At 70.7% G+C, this 15938-nt stretch carries 11 protein-coding genes; 5 read left to right on the top strand and 6 right to left on the bottom strand.

Annotation, left to right across the window (positions count from 1 at the left end; all coding sequences use genetic code 11):
* Positions 1-17: 17 nt before the first annotated feature.
* The gene (locus ABTX18_RS07405) at positions 18-2141 is read right to left on the bottom strand and encodes an MMPL family transporter (protein WP_352121766.1); all 2124 of its coding nucleotides are present in this window, start codon (positions 2139-2141) and stop codon (positions 18-20) included.
* Between the two features lie 238 nt (positions 2142-2379).
* Between ABTX18_RS07405 and ABTX18_RS07400 the strand changes: the two genes are divergently transcribed.
* The gene (locus ABTX18_RS07400; protein ID WP_352121765.1) at positions 2380-3648 is read left to right on the top strand and encodes a sensor histidine kinase; all 1269 of its coding nucleotides are present in this window, start codon (positions 2380-2382) and stop codon (positions 3646-3648) included.
* A complete protein-coding gene (locus tag ABTX18_RS07395) occupies positions 3633-4280 on the top strand; it encodes a LuxR C-terminal-related transcriptional regulator (protein WP_352121764.1) in 648 nt (215 codons plus the stop codon). Before ABTX18_RS07400 ends, ABTX18_RS07395 begins: the two co-directional genes overlap by 16 nt.
* Before the next feature lie 258 nt (positions 4281-4538).
* On the opposite strand, the gene ABTX18_RS07390 is transcribed toward ABTX18_RS07395, so the two are convergent.
* Positions 4539-5030, bottom strand: coding sequence for a MarR family winged helix-turn-helix transcriptional regulator (locus ABTX18_RS07390; protein ID WP_352121763.1), 492 nt, complete (start codon positions 5028-5030; stop codon positions 4539-4541).
* A 69-nt stretch (positions 5031-5099) separates the two neighbouring features.
* On the opposite strand from ABTX18_RS07390, the gene ABTX18_RS07385 reads away from it, so the two are divergent.
* Positions 5100-5645: a carboxymuconolactone decarboxylase family protein gene (locus tag ABTX18_RS07385; RefSeq protein WP_352121762.1), complete on the top strand. Its 546-nt coding sequence runs from the start codon at positions 5100-5102 to the stop codon at positions 5643-5645.
* 115 nt (positions 5646-5760) lie between these two features.
* Complete coding sequence (locus ABTX18_RS07380) at positions 5761-7299, top strand: DUF1996 domain-containing protein (RefSeq protein ID WP_352121761.1); 1539 nt, start codon at positions 5761-5763, stop codon at positions 7297-7299.
* A 29-nt stretch (positions 7300-7328) separates the two neighbouring features.
* On the opposite strand, the gene ABTX18_RS07375 is transcribed toward ABTX18_RS07380, so the two are convergent.
* The gene (locus ABTX18_RS07375; protein ID WP_352121760.1) at positions 7329-7796 is read right to left on the bottom strand and encodes a hypothetical protein; all 468 of its coding nucleotides are present in this window, start codon (positions 7794-7796) and stop codon (positions 7329-7331) included.
* Positions 7797-7901: 105 nt separating this feature from the next.
* On the opposite strand from ABTX18_RS07375, the gene ABTX18_RS07370 reads away from it, so the two are divergent.
* Positions 7902-8624, top strand: a complete 723-nt coding sequence (locus ABTX18_RS07370; RefSeq protein WP_352121759.1) for a TetR/AcrR family transcriptional regulator — start codon at positions 7902-7904, stop codon at positions 8622-8624.
* A 65-nt stretch (positions 8625-8689) separates the two neighbouring features.
* On the opposite strand, the gene ABTX18_RS07365 is transcribed toward ABTX18_RS07370, so the two are convergent.
* From ABTX18_RS07365 to pulA, 3 genes are all read right to left on the bottom strand, one after another.
* Entirely contained in the window at positions 8690-9952 is a 1263-nt protein-coding gene (locus ABTX18_RS07365; RefSeq protein ID WP_352121758.1) for a hypothetical protein, read from the bottom strand.
* A 77-nt stretch (positions 9953-10029) separates the two neighbouring features.
* Entirely contained in the window at positions 10030-10380 is a 351-nt protein-coding gene (locus tag ABTX18_RS07360; protein ID WP_352121757.1) for a 5-carboxymethyl-2-hydroxymuconate Delta-isomerase, read from the bottom strand.
* A 144-nt stretch (positions 10381-10524) separates the two neighbouring features.
* Positions 10525-15852, bottom strand: coding sequence for a pullulanase-type alpha-1,6-glucosidase (pulA, locus tag ABTX18_RS07355; RefSeq protein WP_352121756.1), 5328 nt, complete (start codon positions 15850-15852; stop codon positions 10525-10527).
* Positions 15853-15938: the final 86 nt, after the last annotated feature.

Genomic DNA, 15938 nt, shown 5'->3' with positions numbered 1-15938 from the left:
ACCTCGTTCGTTCCGGGTCAGCCGTGCATCACCGGGGCCGCCACGGGAGCGGGCTCCGGTTCGCCGTGGTCCGGTTCCGGCAGGCGGGAGAGCCCGCGCGGGGTGCGCCAGTTCCGCTCGCCCAGCAGCAACATGGCGGAGGGCAGCAGCACCATCCGTACGATCGTGGCGTCCAGCAGCACCGCGACGGCCAGGCCGACGCCCATCTGCTGCATGTCCTGCATGGACAGCGTTCCGAAGACCGAGAACACCGCGACCATGATCACGGCAGCGCCGGTCACCGCGCCGGCCGTGCGCCGGATGCCCTCGTCGATCGCGGCGCGGGTGGAGAGACCGCGGCCATGTGCCTCGCGGATCCGGGAGACCACGAAGACGTGGTAGTCCATCGAGAGTCCGAACAGGACGACGAGGACGAACAGCGGCATCCAGGACTCGATCGCCCCGACCCCCTCGGAGCCGATCAGCGAGGCACCCCAGCCGTGCTGGAAGACGGCGGTCATGACGCCGTAGGCGGCGGCCACGGAGAGCAGGTTGAGCACGATGGACGTCACGGCGATGACGTAACTGCGGAAGCAGAACAGCATGAGCAGGAAGGTCACCGCCGTGATGAAGAGGAAGACGGGCACGATGCCGCGCTTGAGCTGGTCGTTGAAGTCCACGGACCCGGCCACCTCACCGGTGACGTAGGTACGGGCGCCGGTGCCGTCGAACGCGGCGGGCAGCCGGTCCTCCCTCAGCTCGCTCAGGGCGGCCTTGCCGCCGGGCAGCGGTACCTCGATCTCCGCGATGTTCTGTGCCCGGTGGACGGTCACCTTGTCGAAGCCGGCGAGTGCCTTGCGTACGGCGGGCGCCTGGATGTCGTCCGCTTCGACGACGACCTGGGCGGGGGCGGGGCCGCCGGGGAAGGTGTCGTGGATGTGCCGGTAGGCGACGGACAGCGCGGATTCGGAGCCGAACTGCTTCTCCAGGCCGAGCGATTCGGTCTTCATGCCGACAGCCGGTGCGGCGAGCACGAGCAGGACGACGACCGAGGCGGCGGCGAAGAACTTCGGCGCGGCCAGGACGGGCCGCAGCAGCTTGCCGGCGATCCGGCCGCTCTCCTTCTTGCCGCGCTTGTTGCGCCGGTTCAGCAGCGGCACGCGTCCGGCGTCGATCCGGTCGCCCAGCCAGGACAGCAGCGCGGGCAGGACCGTCACGGAGCCCATCATGGCGATGAAGACGACGATGATCGTGGCGAGGGCGAAGCCCTTGAACAGCATCAGTCCGGACAGGAACATGCCGGCCATCGCGACCATGACGGTCAGCCCGGACACGAGCACGGAGCGGCCGCTGGTCGCCGACGCGATCCGCAGCGCGGTCTCGGCGTCGCGCCCGGCGGCCCGCTCGTCGCGTTCGCGGCGCAGGTAGAAGAGGCAGTAGTCGACGCCGACGGCGAAGCCCATCAGGAACATCACGGAGTACGTGGTCTGGAAGAGGTGCAGCTGGTGGCTGGCGAGCGAGAGCAGTCCGAAGGCGGCCATGCACGCGGTCAGGGCGAGTCCGACGGGCAGCAGGGCCGCGACGACGGCCCCGAAGGCGACCAGCAGGATGCCGAGTGCCAGGGGCACGGCGGTGAACTCGGCCTTCTTGAAGTCCTCGGAGAGCAGGTCGCCGAGCCACTTGCCGGCGCTGGCCTCGCCGAACTGGTGGACCGTGACGTCCGTCCGGTCGCCCTGGACCCGGGCCACGGCGTCCAGGACGGGCTGGACCCGGTCGGCGGAGGTGGCCGGGTCGCCCTTCATCCCGAAGGTGATCAGCGCGTCCTTGCCGTCCTTGGACGGGACCGGCGCCGCGAGGTCCGTCACCTCGCCGGTCTTCGCGAGGGCCGCGGAGAGCTCGTCCGCCGCCGTCCGCCAGCCGTCGGGCTCCGCCGACGACACCATGACGAGTTCGCCCGCCCGGTGGCTGAGGCCGGCGTCGGAGAGGATCTGCTCGGCGCGGGCCGAGTCACCGGCGCCGTTCTCCGCGTTCGTCATCTCGACCATGCCCGACGCGCCGCCGATGCCCGCGGCAAGAACGACGAAGAGCAGCCAGCCGAGAATGGCCGTCTTGCGATGGTGTGCGCTCCACACACCGATACGTGCCGCGAGATTACGCCTCATGGCGTGTTCGCCCCCTGGGATAGATGTCGGACCTGACACCGCTGAATCTAGGAATTCCCGGCCCGTCACCCCAGCCGCCGAACCCCCCTCTTCCCGTGACATAGGGCGAGGTCACGGGGTGGTGGTAGGTACACCCCCACCGGGTGGCGGAACGGCTGACGCCGCGGTCGGCGGAAGGTCAGACTGGGGCGGGAAACGGGGGCTGCCACGAGTGCCCGGCGAAGAAAGAGGGACCGTTATGAACAGGCCGACCGGACGGATAAGGGCCGCATTGCTGGCCGCGGGACGCGGGCTGCTGCTGTCGTTGGCCTCGATCGCAGGTTCGGTCACGCTGTTCGTGCTGACGGTGCTCTCCATCGCCTTCATCCCGCTGGGCCTCGGCCTCGTCACCACCCCCCTGATTTTGACGGCGGTCCGCCAGCACGCCAATCAGCGCCGGTTGCTGGCGGTCACCTGGTCGGACGTCCGCATCCCTGTTCCGTACCGGCCACTGCCGAAGGATGTGCGCAGCGGGTTCACCGGTCAGGTGGAACGGACCACGCTGATGCTGAAGGACCCGGCGACCTGGCGGGACATCCGGTGGATGCTGGTCGACATGACCGCCGGCTATGTGGTGGCGACCCTGGCGGCGGCGCTGATGATCTATCCGGTGGAGGGTGTCGTCCTGGCGGCGGGTCTGTGGCGGGTGTTCACGGACGACCGGTACTGGTACGCGTTCGTCCCCGTCGACAGCCAGGCGACGGCACTGGTCGCCGCCGCGGTCGGCGTGATGTTCTTCGCGGCGGGTGTGGCCCTGAGCGAGCGGCTGCTGCGGGCCCACTTCCTGCTCGCCCGCTCGGTGCTGGCCCCCACCCAGGAGCAGGAACTGGCCCTGCGCGTCGACCGGCTCACGGAGACCCGGCACGAGGCGGTGGACACCGCCGCGTCCGAGCTGCGGCGCATCGAGCGGGATCTGCACGACGGGGCGCAGGCCCGGCTGGTCGCCATGGGCATGAATCTCGGCACGATCGAGGCGCTGATCGAGAAGGACCCGGCGCAGGCCAAGCAGCTCCTGGCGATGGCCCGCGCGTCCTCGGCCGAGGCGCTGACGGAACTGCGCGATCTCGTACGGGGCATCCACCCGCCGGTCCTCGCGGAGCGCGGTCTCGGGGACGCGGTCAGGGCGCTGGCGCTGCGGATGCCGATCCAGTCGGAGGTGGACGTGGAGCTGGACGGCCGGGCCGAGGCGCCGGTCGAGTCGGCGGCGTACTTCGCAGTCAGCGAGACCCTGACGAACGCGGCGAAGCACTCGGGCGCGGACCGGATCTGGGTGGATCTGCACCACGCCGCCGGCATGCTGCGGATCTCGGTCACGGACAACGGGAAGGGCGGTGCGGTGACCGGAAGGGGCTCGGGCCTGAGCGGTATCGAACGCCGACTCGGTACATTCGACGGCATCATGGCCGTCAGCAGCCCCGCGGGCGGTCCCACCATGGTGACCATGGAGATCCCTTGCGAGTTGTCCTAGCCGAAGATCTCTTCCTGTTGCGCGACGGCCTGGTGCGCATGCTGGAGGCTTACGACTTCGAGATCGCGGCCGCCGTCGAGACGGGGCCCGAACTCACCCGGGCCCTCGCCGAGCTGGAGCCGGACGTCGCCGTGGTCGACGTCCGGCTTCCGCCGTCCCACACGGACGAGGGGCTGCAGTGCGCCCTGGCGGCACGGCGGGTCAGGCCCGGCTTGCCGGTGCTCGTACTCTCCCAGCACGTCGAGCAGTTGTACGCGCGCGAGCTGCTGGCGGACGGCAACGGGGCGATCGGCTATCTGCTCAAGGACCGGGTCTTCGACGCCGACCAGTTCATCGACGCGGTGCGCCGGGTCGCGGCGGGCGGCACGGCGATGGACCCGCAGGTGATCTCGCAACTGCTGTCGCGGCGGGCCCAGGACAAGCCGATGGGCGGGCTCACACCCAGGGAGCGGGAGGTCATGGAGCTGATGGCGCAGGGCCGTTCGAACGCGGCGATCGCCTCGCAGATGGTGATCACGGAGCGGGCGGTGGCCAAGCACACGTCGAACATCTTCGGGAAGCTCGGCCTGCCGCCCTCCGACGACGACAACCGCCGTGTTCTCGCGGTGCTGGCCTATCTGGACCGGGGCTAGGGCCTCTCGTTTGGATCATGCCGGGCTCGCGGGGTCTGATCCAAGCGAAAGGCCCTAAGGGCTGTCCCGCAATTCCTGGTGGATCAGCGCGCGGCGTCAGATGCGGTGCATCGCAAGGCGGAGAGGCGCCCGCATACTGGATGTATTCGGGTGTTTCGACAACGCGGCGAGGTGCCGTAGCTGTCGTCGTGCGCCCGCCAGGAATTGCGGGACAGCCCTTAGGGGCTGAACCAGGCGGCCCGGCCCGGCCCGGCCGGTTCAGCCGTTGAACCAGGCGGCCATATCGAGCCTGAAGGCGTCCGGGGCGGCCATGGTGCGCAGGTCGGCCTCCATGGCGCGGACGCGGTCGGCCCCGAGCACCCGCACCCACTCGGCGCGCAGCCGGTCGAAGCCCTCGGCGGAGCGCACCAGCATGTCGATCCCGCGGGGGGACAGCCGGACCAGCTTGCGCCGGCCGTCCTGCGGATCGTCGACGCGCTCGACGTACCCGAGGGCTTCGAGCTTCTCGACGGTCTTCCCGGCGGCCTGCTTGGAGACACCCAGCCGTCGGCCGATCTCACTGGCGGTCGAGCCGTCCCGGCCCACCGACTGGAGTGCGTACCCGTAGGCGGGGCCCAGGTCGGGGTGGCCCTGCTCGGCCAGTTCGCGGTGCAGCGCGTCGACGATCGAACGGAATCCGGCGAAGAGCAGAACGGGCAGCTCGAAGCCCGCTCCGGCCTCACCGGGGGCACCCTCCGCACGCTCAGCCATTGCGAAACTCGACAACCTGGTTTACCTTTTCGTCAATCACGTTGTCGAGTTTATCGCGAGAGGCCCTCCATGACCGCCACCGCTTTCCCCGACCACACCCTCGAATCCGCTCCCCCCGCCGCCCGCACCGCCATGGCGGCCGTGGCGCAGAAGCAGGGATACCTGCCGGCCGCCGTCGCCCGGCTCGCCTCGTCCCCGGAGCTTCTCGGCGGCTTCCTGAAGATGAGCGCGCTCTTCGAGTCGACGACCCTGGACCCGCTCTCCCGGGAGACCCTCATCATGACGGTGGCCGCCCGCAACGGCTGCCATCTCTGCGTGGCCATGCACACCGCGAAGCTCACCGCCCTCGGGGCCGACGCCGAAGTCATCGCCGCACTGCGCGACGGGAGCCCACTGCCGGACGAACGGCTGGAGGCGGTACGGGAGTTCACCCTGGCCGTCATCACGACGAGCGGGGCGGTCGACGACGGCACGCTCCAGTCGTTCCTGGGGCACGGGTACAGCGCCCGCAACGCGCTGGAGGTGGTCCTGGGCATCGGCGCCTACACCCTCTCCACCCTGGCCAACCGGCTCACGGGCGCTCCGGTCGATCCCCAACTGGCCGAGTTCGTCTGACACTTGCCTCGCATCCGCCTCAGGAATTCCGCGTCCCATTGAACGGGGCGCGCGCCGGCCCCGTATGGAACGTCACGCTTCTCCCCCGCGAAGCCTGAGGAGTCCGAGGAGTTCCATGGGACGCACATCGCGCAAGAAACGCTCCACCCTGGCCAACCGGGCGATCATCGCCTCGGCCGCACTGATACTGGGCGGGGGTGGGCTGGCCGCGGTCAACGTCTACGCCTCTGCGGGCGAGGGCTCGTCGTCCGGCCCGGCCCGGGGCCGGACCTGGCAGCCGGTCCGCCAGGCGTCCACCATCGACTGCCCCGAAGTGGTCAACGAGATCCCCGAGGTGCCCGACCCGGCGCGGGCGGAGGTCGATCGTGAACTGGCCGCCATGGATACCCAGATCACTGACGCCTACCGGGAGTTCGCCGACCGCCGGGACAGGATGGCCCGCGATCCGCAGCTCGCGCAGAACGCCGTACTCGATCCGCTGAAGGCCCGGCGCACCGCCAGCATCGACCGCATCGCGACCGCGATCGGGCGCAGTGCGCGGCGCCCGGAGGGGCTCGGTTCACTGGCCCCGTGCAGCCTGCGCGCGGACGACGAAGCGGAGGGCCGGGGCCCGAGCGAAGACCCGAGCGAAGACCCGAGCGGAGGCCCGAGCGGAGACCCCGGCCAGGACGACGGTGGAGACGGCCAGGATCAAGGCCAGGACGCCGGCGGAGAGGACCAGGGTCAGGACCAGGACGGCCAGGACCAGGACGGACAGGAACAGGTCGGCAACGGTCCCGAGGATTCCGACTTCGTCGACATCCAGTCCGTCCAGCCGAACGTCGACAAGCCGGCCCGGCTCCGCGGCGCCTCGCGCGGCACCTTCACCACCGAGTGCGGGCGCAACCAGAACGGGAAGTTCAACCCGGACAACGTCATCGCCGCGCCCGGAGTCGGCAACGGCGCCCACCACATGCACGACTACGTCGGCAACCAGGCCACGGACGCCTTCTCGGGCGACGACGACCTGGCGGCCGGCGACACCACCTGCCGCAACCAGGGGGACCGGTCCACGTACTACTGGCCCGTGCTCCGCCTGCAGAACGGGGAGGCGGAGAACGACGCCGACGCCGACGGCGGGGGCAAGGACCAGAACATCGGCGAGATCCAGACCCCGTCCCAGGTCACGCTGAAGTTCGTCGGGAACCCCACCGGGAAGGTGACGGCCATGCCGCGCTTCCTGCGCATCATCACCGGTGACGCCAAGGCGCTGACCAACGGCGACGCCAACGCCAACGCCTCCTGGAGCTGCACCGGGTTCGAGGACCGGCAGCTCGAGGACAAGTACCCGATCTGTCCCGAGGGCAGTCAGGTCGTCCGCTCCTTCGCCTTCCAGAGCTGCTGGGACGGGCGGAACACCGACAGCGCGAACCACCGCACGCATGTGGCCTTCGCGCAGGACGACGGACGGTGCCCCAACGGGTTCCGGGCCATTCCGCAGCTGGTCCAGCGGATCGTGTACGACGTGCCGCCGGGCCCCGGGTTCGCCGTCGACTCCTTTCCTGAGCAGCTGCACAAGCCCGTCACCGACCACGGTGACTTCATCAACGTCTTCGACGCCAAGCTGATGCGGAGGGTGGTGAGCTGCATCAACGACGGGCGCAAGTGCCGCTGAAGGCACACCGCCCCGCGCACGCTGCGCGGTCAGCTCCCGTGGTGACCGGAGTCCTTTGCCTCGTTCCCCTCATGCCCCTGGTGCGGCGAGGCGTCCTCCACCGTCCCCCCGAGCCGGCCGCGCAGTGCCGCGATCACCGTGGCGTCCGAGACGGCGACCCACCTGCGGCCGATCAGATACGAGCCGCCGTAGTCGTTGGCCTCGTTGATCCACTCGCGCTGACCCCGGTCGGTGGCGAAGGTGGCCAGCACATAATGTCCGTCCTCCGTGGTGCAGTTGGCCTGGCGCAGCTCCTGCGCGTCGGTCTGGAGCTTCGGCTCGCAGTGCGCCTTCGCGGCGAGTTCCTCCAGCGTGCCGGTGGCGGTCGGCGGGGTGTCGTCCCCGTCCCCGCCACCGCTGCATGCGGTGAGCAGGACCAGGCCGGCGCAGCAGACCAGTCCGGCAGCCGCGCGCCACGCGTCCACCGACGCCCTTCGCTTACCGTTCCGCTTCACCATCCGGCCATCGTGCCGCTTCGGGCCGGGTCCTGGCAGCGGAACGCGAGAGGCCGTTGTGCCCGCGGCACCGGCCGCGCCGCGCCGGTGGTCGGTACGCTGTTCCTCATGACGACCGTGGTGCGGCGCAGGATGGGCGTCGAGGAGCGCAGGCAGCAGTTGATCGGTGTCGCGCTGGAGTTGTTCGGTCACCGGTCTCCGGACGAGGTGTCGATCGATGAGATCGCCGCTGCCGCGGGGATCTCCCGGCCGCTCGTCTACCACTACTTCCCGGGCAAGCAGAGCCTGTACGAGGCGGCGCTGCGGCGGGCGGCGGACGAGCTGGCGGCCCGGTTCCTGGAGCCGCGCGAAGGCCCCCTGGGAGCCCGCCTGTTGCGGGTGATGGGGCGGTTCTTCGACTTCGTCGACGACCACGGACCCGGGTTCGCCGCGCTGATGCGGGGCGGTCCCGCGGTGGGTTCCTCGACGGCGAACGCGATGATCGACGAGGTGCGCCGGGCGGCCTGCGAGCAGATCCTGGCCCATCTGGGCGTCGAGGAACCTCCGGCGCGGCTGGAGCTGGTCGTACGGTCGTGGGTGTCGCTCGCCGAGTCGACGGCCCTGATGTGGCTGGACGGGCGGCGCATCCCGCGTGCGGAGCTGGAGTTGCAGCTGGTGCACGACTTCGCCGCGCTTGCCGCCGTGAGTGCCGCGTACAACGAGGAGATGGCGGGCGTGGTGCTCCGGGTCCTCGCGCAGGAGCCGGTGGACGGGCCGTTCGGAGACCTGCTGGCACGCCTCTCCTCCCTGGCGCCCGCCGTGCCGGCCGTGCCTGCGCAGCGGATGCGGTAAGGCACGGGGGCCTGCGGTGCGGCTTCCCGCCCGGACGGGCGGCCGCGACGCAGGCCCCCGCGGCCTCAGTGGTTGCCGGGCCGCACGGCCACGAACGGCTGGGGCCACGCGTCTTCGGCGGCCGAGGTTCCCACCACCGTCAGCCCGCCCCGTCCGCCGACCACTCCGCTCGCCGAGTTATCCGTGGGGAGTGTCGCCGTGGGCTGCGGGAGTCCCAGGTCCTGCCAGCGTCCCCGCGCGGTCCCGCTGCCCGTGTGGTCCGGCCTCCACGCCCAGGCCAGCGCCTTCCGCTGCTCGCCGAGCGTCTGGCCCACGACGGCGATCCCGCCTCCCGGACGCGGGGTCAGGCCGTAGAGCCGGGCGGGCACGTCCGGTACGGCGACCTTGTGCCACCCCGCGCCGTCGTGGCGGGCGACCAGGGCGCGGGTGGACCCGTCCTCGGGGGACCAGTCCTCACCCACCAGCCACGCTTCGCCGTCCTCGGTCACGGCGAGCTTCTGGGCCTGGCCGGGGATGTCCGTGACGCCGGGGGCGTCGACGCGCTGCCAGGAGGAGCCGTCGTAGTGCATCAGCAGCGGGCTGCCACTTGCGCCGTCGTAACCGGCCGCCCAGACGTCGTCGTCGGCGACCGCCTGCACTCCGTTCAGGTACCAGTAGTCGCTGTCCAGTTCCGGGAGCGGTACGTCGCGCCATGCGGTCCCGTCGAAGTGCCGGGCGATTCCGGCGTCCCGGGACTCGATGATCCAGCCGCCCTTAACCTCGTTCCAGGTCCGCGAAACTTCGATCTGCGTGAAGCCGACGGCCCAGGCGCCTCCCGGGCGTGCGTCCACGTCCAACAGGGACGCCGTCTCCGCCTTCTCCGGCGGATCCACCGGCACGACCTGCCATCGGGTTCCGTCGAAGTGCTGGGTGTAGATCCGCCCATCGAGGGCGGAGGCGTCATCACCCACCAGCCACACGTCGCGGGAGCCGTTCGCGTCCACGGCGTTGATCCGGCTGTTGACCTCTCCCGCGGCCGCGGTGGCTGAGGCCACGGGCGTCCAGGCGGCCCCGGGCTCGGAACGCTCGGCGACCACCGGCCGGAACCGCATCAGTTTGCCTTCATAACGCAGGGTGAATCCGGCCGCCCAGGTTTTCCCCCCTCCCATGTTGACGACGTCGACGAGGTTGGCGTCGCTGAACGGCGCCGCCTCGCTCGCCCAGCCGGGTGCGGGCGCGGTGGCCCCGTCGAGGGCGGACGCGGGCAAGGGAGTGGACGCGGCGACGGACAGAGCGGCCGTGGCCACGGCGGCCCGGAGCAGTGTGCGACGACGGCTGGACTTCGGCACGGGGATTCCTTCCGGAGGCGGTCTCACCCCGTAAGTGCGTTGGTCCGGCCGGCAGGTTGCAGCGCGGCGTGTTTCCTTCAGGCCTTGCGGTAGGAGGCGTCGAGGTCCCGTGTCTCGACGGAGAGGTGCAGGGCCGTCCCGGTGACCGTGCGGAGATGGCCGGTCAGCAGTTCCAGGACGGACTCGGCGAGCCCGGCCTTTGCCTCCGGGGTGCGGCCGGCCAGCAGCGAGATGTCCACGTGCACGAGCGCGTCCCCGCCCGGGGCGTCCGCCACCACGGTCTCCTCGGCCCGCCGGAAGCGGGTCTTGCAGGCGGCGATCTTGGTGTTGACGGCCTCGGCGACCAGTGGGTGCAGCGCCAGGGCGAAGGCGGGACGGTCGAAGACGTCGTCGAGTTCGGCGGAGTAGTCGACGGTGATCTGCGGCATGGTGGCCTCCAGGAGGGGGTACGGGCGACGGACGCCGCCCAGCTTTCCCCGGACCGGTGAGAGCGCACAACAGCGATTCACTATGTGGGCCGGTCCCGGCCCCCGCGCGCACGCGGGGGCCGGGACCCAGGTGGCCCTTGCGGGTCAGCGCAGCGAGAACACCGCCACCGTGCGTCCCGGAACGGTGAAGCTTCCGGATTCCCTCTCGTACGCCGACCGCTTGACGGTGAGGTCCCCGCCCGCCGCCTGGACAGGGTGCAGGGCGTAGTCCTTTCCGGCCAGGGCGGCGATCTTCTGGGTGGTGGCGCCGGGGGCCGCGTTGAGGACGACCACCAGCTTGCCGAGCCGCATCGTGATCACACCGGGCGTCTCGTCCCTGCCGGAGAGCGGGAAGGAGAGCGTGGACTGCACCTGTCCCGCGGTGGAGAGGTCGAAGTCCTTCTCCGTGGCACGGATGGTGAGCAGGTCCTGGTACGCGGCCGAGGCGCCGTCGATCTGCGCGCAGCCGGGGCTGATCGCCGCGTTGGCGAGCAGCGGCCTGGCGTAGGACCACTTGGCCTTGTTGTCCGCGGCGGGCGGCAGTCCGCGGCCGAAGCCGTTGCCGGCACGGCAGTCCCAGTGCAGGGCGTTGAACCAGTCGCCGCTGTCGAAGGAGTTGCGGTCCAGCGACTTGGAGCGCAGCAGGTCGGTGCCGGCCTGGGAGAGCGAGGGGCCCTGGGAGAGGGTGGCCGTCGCCATGGCGAGGACCTGCATGCGGGCCCGGTCGGCCGCCGAGGTGCCTGCCGGGAGCTTGAAGGCGAGGGCGTCGTACAGGGTCTCGTTGTCGTGGGCGTCGGCGTAGGCCAGCGCGTCACCGGGGGCGGCGGCGTAGCCGGCCGGGGCTCCGTTGTAGTCGACGCCCGAGCCCTTGACCGTGGCGCCGGAGCTGTCGGTGAAGGTGTAGTCGGCGAGGTTGCCGGTGAGTCCGACCTTGATCAGGTCCTGGTAGTGGAGCAGCCGGGCCTTCTGCTCGGCCTCGGTGCCGTTGTGGGCGGAGGTGTTGGGGTCGGTGTAGAGGCCGGTGGCGAAGCCCTGCACGCCGGGGTCCTCGTCGAACGGGCCGCCGCCGCGCACGGCGTCGCGGGCCCGGTCGGAGAAGGTGGCGATGCCGGTGCCGGCCATGTTCTTCTGGGTGGCCTGGACGAAGCGGGCGTCGTCGGCGATCTCGCCGAAGTTCCAGCCCTCCCCGTACAGGATGACGTTCTTGCCGTCGACGCCGTCCTTGGCGATCGTCAGCGCGTCGAGTGCCTTGCGGACGGCCAGGATGTTGGCCTTGGGGTGGTGTCCCATGAGGTCGAAGCGGAAGCCGTCGACCTTGTACTCCTTGGCCCAGGTGACCACGGAGTCCACGACGAGCTTGCCCATCATGGTGTTCTCGGGCGCGGTGTTGGCGCAGCAGGTGGAGGTGGCGACGGTGCCGTCCTCCAGGAGCCGCTGGTAGTAGCCGGGCACGATCCTGTCGAGGACGGACTTGTCGTCCTGGCCGGAGGCGACGGTGTGGTTGTAGACGACGTCCATGACGGTCCGCAGTCCGGCGCCGTTGAGTCCCTGCACCATCTGCCGGAACTCGACCGTGCGCTTGGTGCCGTCGGGGTCGGAGGCGTAGCTGCCCTCGGGGACGGTGTAGTGCAGCGGGTCGTAGCCCCAGTTGAAGGCGTCCTTCGCGGCGGCCTTGGCCACGCAGGCCTGCTGCTCCTCGGAGTCGGGGGCGTAGACGGACAGGTCGCAGGCCGGCTTGTGCTGGTCGGACTTCTTCTCGGGGATGGTGCCGATGTCGAAGGCGGGCAGCAGGTGGACGTAGTTGGTGCCGGAGCCGGCGAGTTCCTTGAGGTGCTTCATCCCGTCCGAGCGGGTGTCGGTGAAGGCGAGGTACTCACCGGGGTGCTTGGACGTGGGGTCCGCGATGGAGAAGTCGCGGATCTGGAGTTCCTGGATCTGTGCGTCGCGCAGCGGCACGGCGGGCGGCTTGGCCAGGGAGCTCCAGCCCTTGGGCGCGAGCCCCCGGTCGTCGAGGTCGACTACGAGGCTGCGGGCGGAGTCGGTGGTCAGGGCGGTGGAGTAGGGGTCGGTGACCTTGTTGGTGACGAGCTTTTGGACGGTGGGCGCCCAGACGTTCACGGCGTACCGGTAGGGCTTGCCGTTCCAGCTTCTGTTTCCGGTGACGGACCAGAGGCCGGTGCGGTCGTCGCGCCGCATCGGGACGGTCCTCCCGTCGAGTTCGAGGGAGACGGTCCTGGCGGTGGGCGCCCAGACGGACAGCGTGGGGCGGCCGTTACGGAAGACGGGGCCGAGCGAGGCGCTGCTCGCCTTCGTCCCGTAGAGGTCGTCGAGCACACCGGCGCTCTGTACGCCGGTGGCGGCGAGCAGGGCGCCGTTGGCGGCGCGCTGGGTGGCGATCAGCTGGCCGCGCAGGGCCTCGCGGACCCTGTCCCGGTCACGGGCGTCGACGGTGAAGGCCGGGTAGTCCCGCAGGTGCGGGTACTTCGCCTTCTGCGCGTCGGTCAGCGCGGACGGGGTGAGCCGCAGCCACTGGCCCTCGTCGGTCAGTGCGCCGTCGACGACGGAGATCCCGCCGCCCGGTGCGTACACGAGCTGCTGGCTGGTGGCGCCGGTGGCCTTGACCTTCCAGACGACGGTGTCGGAGTCGATCCACTGCGCCTCGGCCTTGGTGAGGTCGGGGGTGGGGACGCCGCCGGTCTGCGGGAGCAGGTAGCCGGCCGTGCCGCCGAGCATCCAGACCTCGTGGCCGTAGGTGGCCAGGTCCAGCGACTGGTCGCTGGGCAGGTCCTTCTCGTCGCCGCGGTGCAGGATGTAGCTGAGCGCGGTGGCCCCGTCGGCGAGCGGCACCTCGAAGGTGAGGCCGGTGGCGTCCTCCTTCACGGGCTGGAGCGGCTTGGACCAGTCGGTGGGCTCCTTGGCGCCGGTCCAGGTGTGCAGTCCCCAGCCGTCGTAGTCGCCGTCGGCCCGGTAGTAGTGCAGGACGGCCTTGGTGGTGTCCGGGGCGGGGTAGGCGCCGTCGGGGGCGGTGTCGGACTGGCCGTCCTTGCCCTGTTCGATCCAGACCTGTCCGGTCCTCGCGAGGTCGACGGTGCGCTCCGGCCCGTCGGCGGTGCCGGACTTCTCGACGGTGTACGGGACGGCGGACGCGCCCTCGGGCACCTTGATCCAGGCGAAGGCGCCGTAGGCGTCCCGCCCGGCGAACGCGGCGGTGGTGTCGCCGGAGCGGGCCTGCCAGCCGTCGTAGTCGCCGTCGGCACGCCGGTAGTGGACGACGGCGTAGTCGCGTTCGACGGCGACGGGCTTCGCCGGGGCGGGCGCGTGTCCGGCGGCCGAGGTGGCGAGCGCGCTCGCGGTGCGGCCGGCGCGGTCGACGACGACGGCCTTGTAGCGCAGCGGTGTTCCGGCGGCTGTGGCGGAGCCGATGGTCTGGGTGACCTTGTACGGGGCGTGGTCGGCGGTGCCGAGGGTGGTCCAGGTGCCGTTGCCGGTCTGGGCGGCGAAGACGACCCGGTTGAGGGATCCGCCGTCGACGTCGGCGGTGAGCTCGACGGTGCCGGTGGCGCCGGCGGCCGGTGCCTTCAGCGTGATCGAGGGCTTGGCGGCGGGGGCGGCCAGGGTCTTCGCGGCGCGCAGCACGATGCTGGAGAGCGCCGGGACGGTGACGGTGATCTTCTTGTCGGCGCCACTGCGGACGGTGCCGGAACCGCCGTACAGCGTACGGAAGTCCATGCCGGCGGACTCGGTGGCCAGCTCGACGGTCTTCGCCCCGGTGCCGTTGTTCGTGGCGACGACGTACTCGTTGCCGCGCTCGGGGTCCGTACGGGAGAAGGCGTAGACGGAGCCCTCGGCGTACCGCTCGGTCTGGACGCCGTCGCGCAGCGCCGGGTTCTTCGCGGTCAGCTCGGAGAGGGCGGCGATGTTCCGGTAGAGCGGGTGGCTCGTGTCGTACGCGTCGGAGGCGTGCGTGCGGTCCGTGCCCAGCTCGTCGTCGTCCAGGTAGTCCGCGGTCCTGGAGGCGAACATGGTCTGCCGTGCGTCCTTGTCGCCGCCGGCGCCCGTGAAGCCCTGCTCGTCGCCGTAGTAGACGACGGGGTTGCCGCGGCTGAGGAACATCAGCTCGTTGGCGAGTTCGGCGCGCTTGACCAGCTCGGCGTCATCGGCCTTCGGGTTGTCCTGCTTGAGGAAGGTGCCGATGCGGCCCATGTCGTGGTTGCCGAGGAAGGTCACCTGCTCGTAGGCGTTGGCCTTGTCGGTGGTGTACCGGTAGTCGTCGCCGAAGACGGCGGCGAGCTTCGAGGCCGGGGCGCCCTGCGAGGCGTACTGGCGGGCCGCTTCCTGGAAAGGGAAGTCGAGCGTCGCGTCGAGCCGCCCCTGGGTGACGTAGGGCGAGGTGATCGCGGTGTCGGCGGAGTAGACCTCGCCGAACATGAAGAAGTCCTTGCGGCCGTGCCGGGCCGCGTAGGTGTCGAGCGCGGTGGCCCACTGGGTCCAGAAGTCCAGGTCGACGTGTTTGACGGTGTCGATCCGGAAGCCGTCGATGTCGAAGTCGCGGACCCACTTCTCGTAGATCTTCTCCATGCCGGAGACGACCTCGGGCCGCTCGGTCCACAGGTCGTCGAGCCCGGAGAAGTCGCCGTACGTGGTGGACTCGCCGGCGTAGGTCGAGTCACCGCGGTTGTGGTACATCGTGGGGTCGTTGAGCCAGGACGGCGTCTTGCCGCCGGTGGTGACCGGCTTGTACGGGAACGAGCCGGCGTCCGTGTTCGCCATGCCGGCGGCGTCGTCGAAGGGGCGGCCGTTCCGGTCGAGGTAGGGGTAGGCGCCCTTGGGCTTGTAGCCGTAGGTCTTCTCGGCGTAGTCGACTGTGTCGGCCGTGTGGTTGGTGATGACGTCGAAGAAGACCTTCATGCCCTTGCGGTGGGCCTGAGCGATCAGCTTCGTCAGGTCGGCGTTGGTGCCGAAGTGCGGGTCGACCTGGGTGAAGTCGGTGATCCAGTAGCCGTGGTAGCCGGCCGACGCGTCCTTGCCGGTGCCCTGGACGGGGCGGTTCTTGAAGATCGGGGCGAGCCAGATGGCGGTGGTGCCGAGATCCTTGATGTAGTCGAGCCGGTCGGTCATCCCCTTGAGGTCGCCGCCCTGGTAGAACCCCTTGTCGGTGGGGTCGTACCCGGTCTCCAGCCGCGAACCGGTCAGCCCGCCCCGGTCGTTGCCGGTGTCGCCGTTGGCGAAGCGGTCGGGCATGACGAAGTAGAACTGCTCGCGGGTCAGGTCGTGGCGGGCCGGCTGCGCGGCCAGCTTCGCGTCCGACGGCGCGGCGGGCGGCCTTACCGCGGCGCCGGCGGGCAGAGCGGGCACGAGAGCCGCGCACAGGGCGGCCGCGACGACGGCCGTGGCCGTTCTTCTCGCGGGCACGCGCGGGGACGGACGTATCACTCGGGTTCTCCTCGAAGGGGTACGGGTACGGGGCCGGACGGGCGAGACGCAGCCCGTCCGGCGATTGAGGACACGGCGCGGCCGGA

The organism is Streptomyces sp. NPDC096323 (assembly GCF_040302845.1).
GTDB lineage: Bacteria > Actinomycetota > Actinomycetes > Streptomycetales > Streptomycetaceae > Streptomyces.
This window is presented reverse-complemented; position numbering and strand designations above follow the sequence as displayed.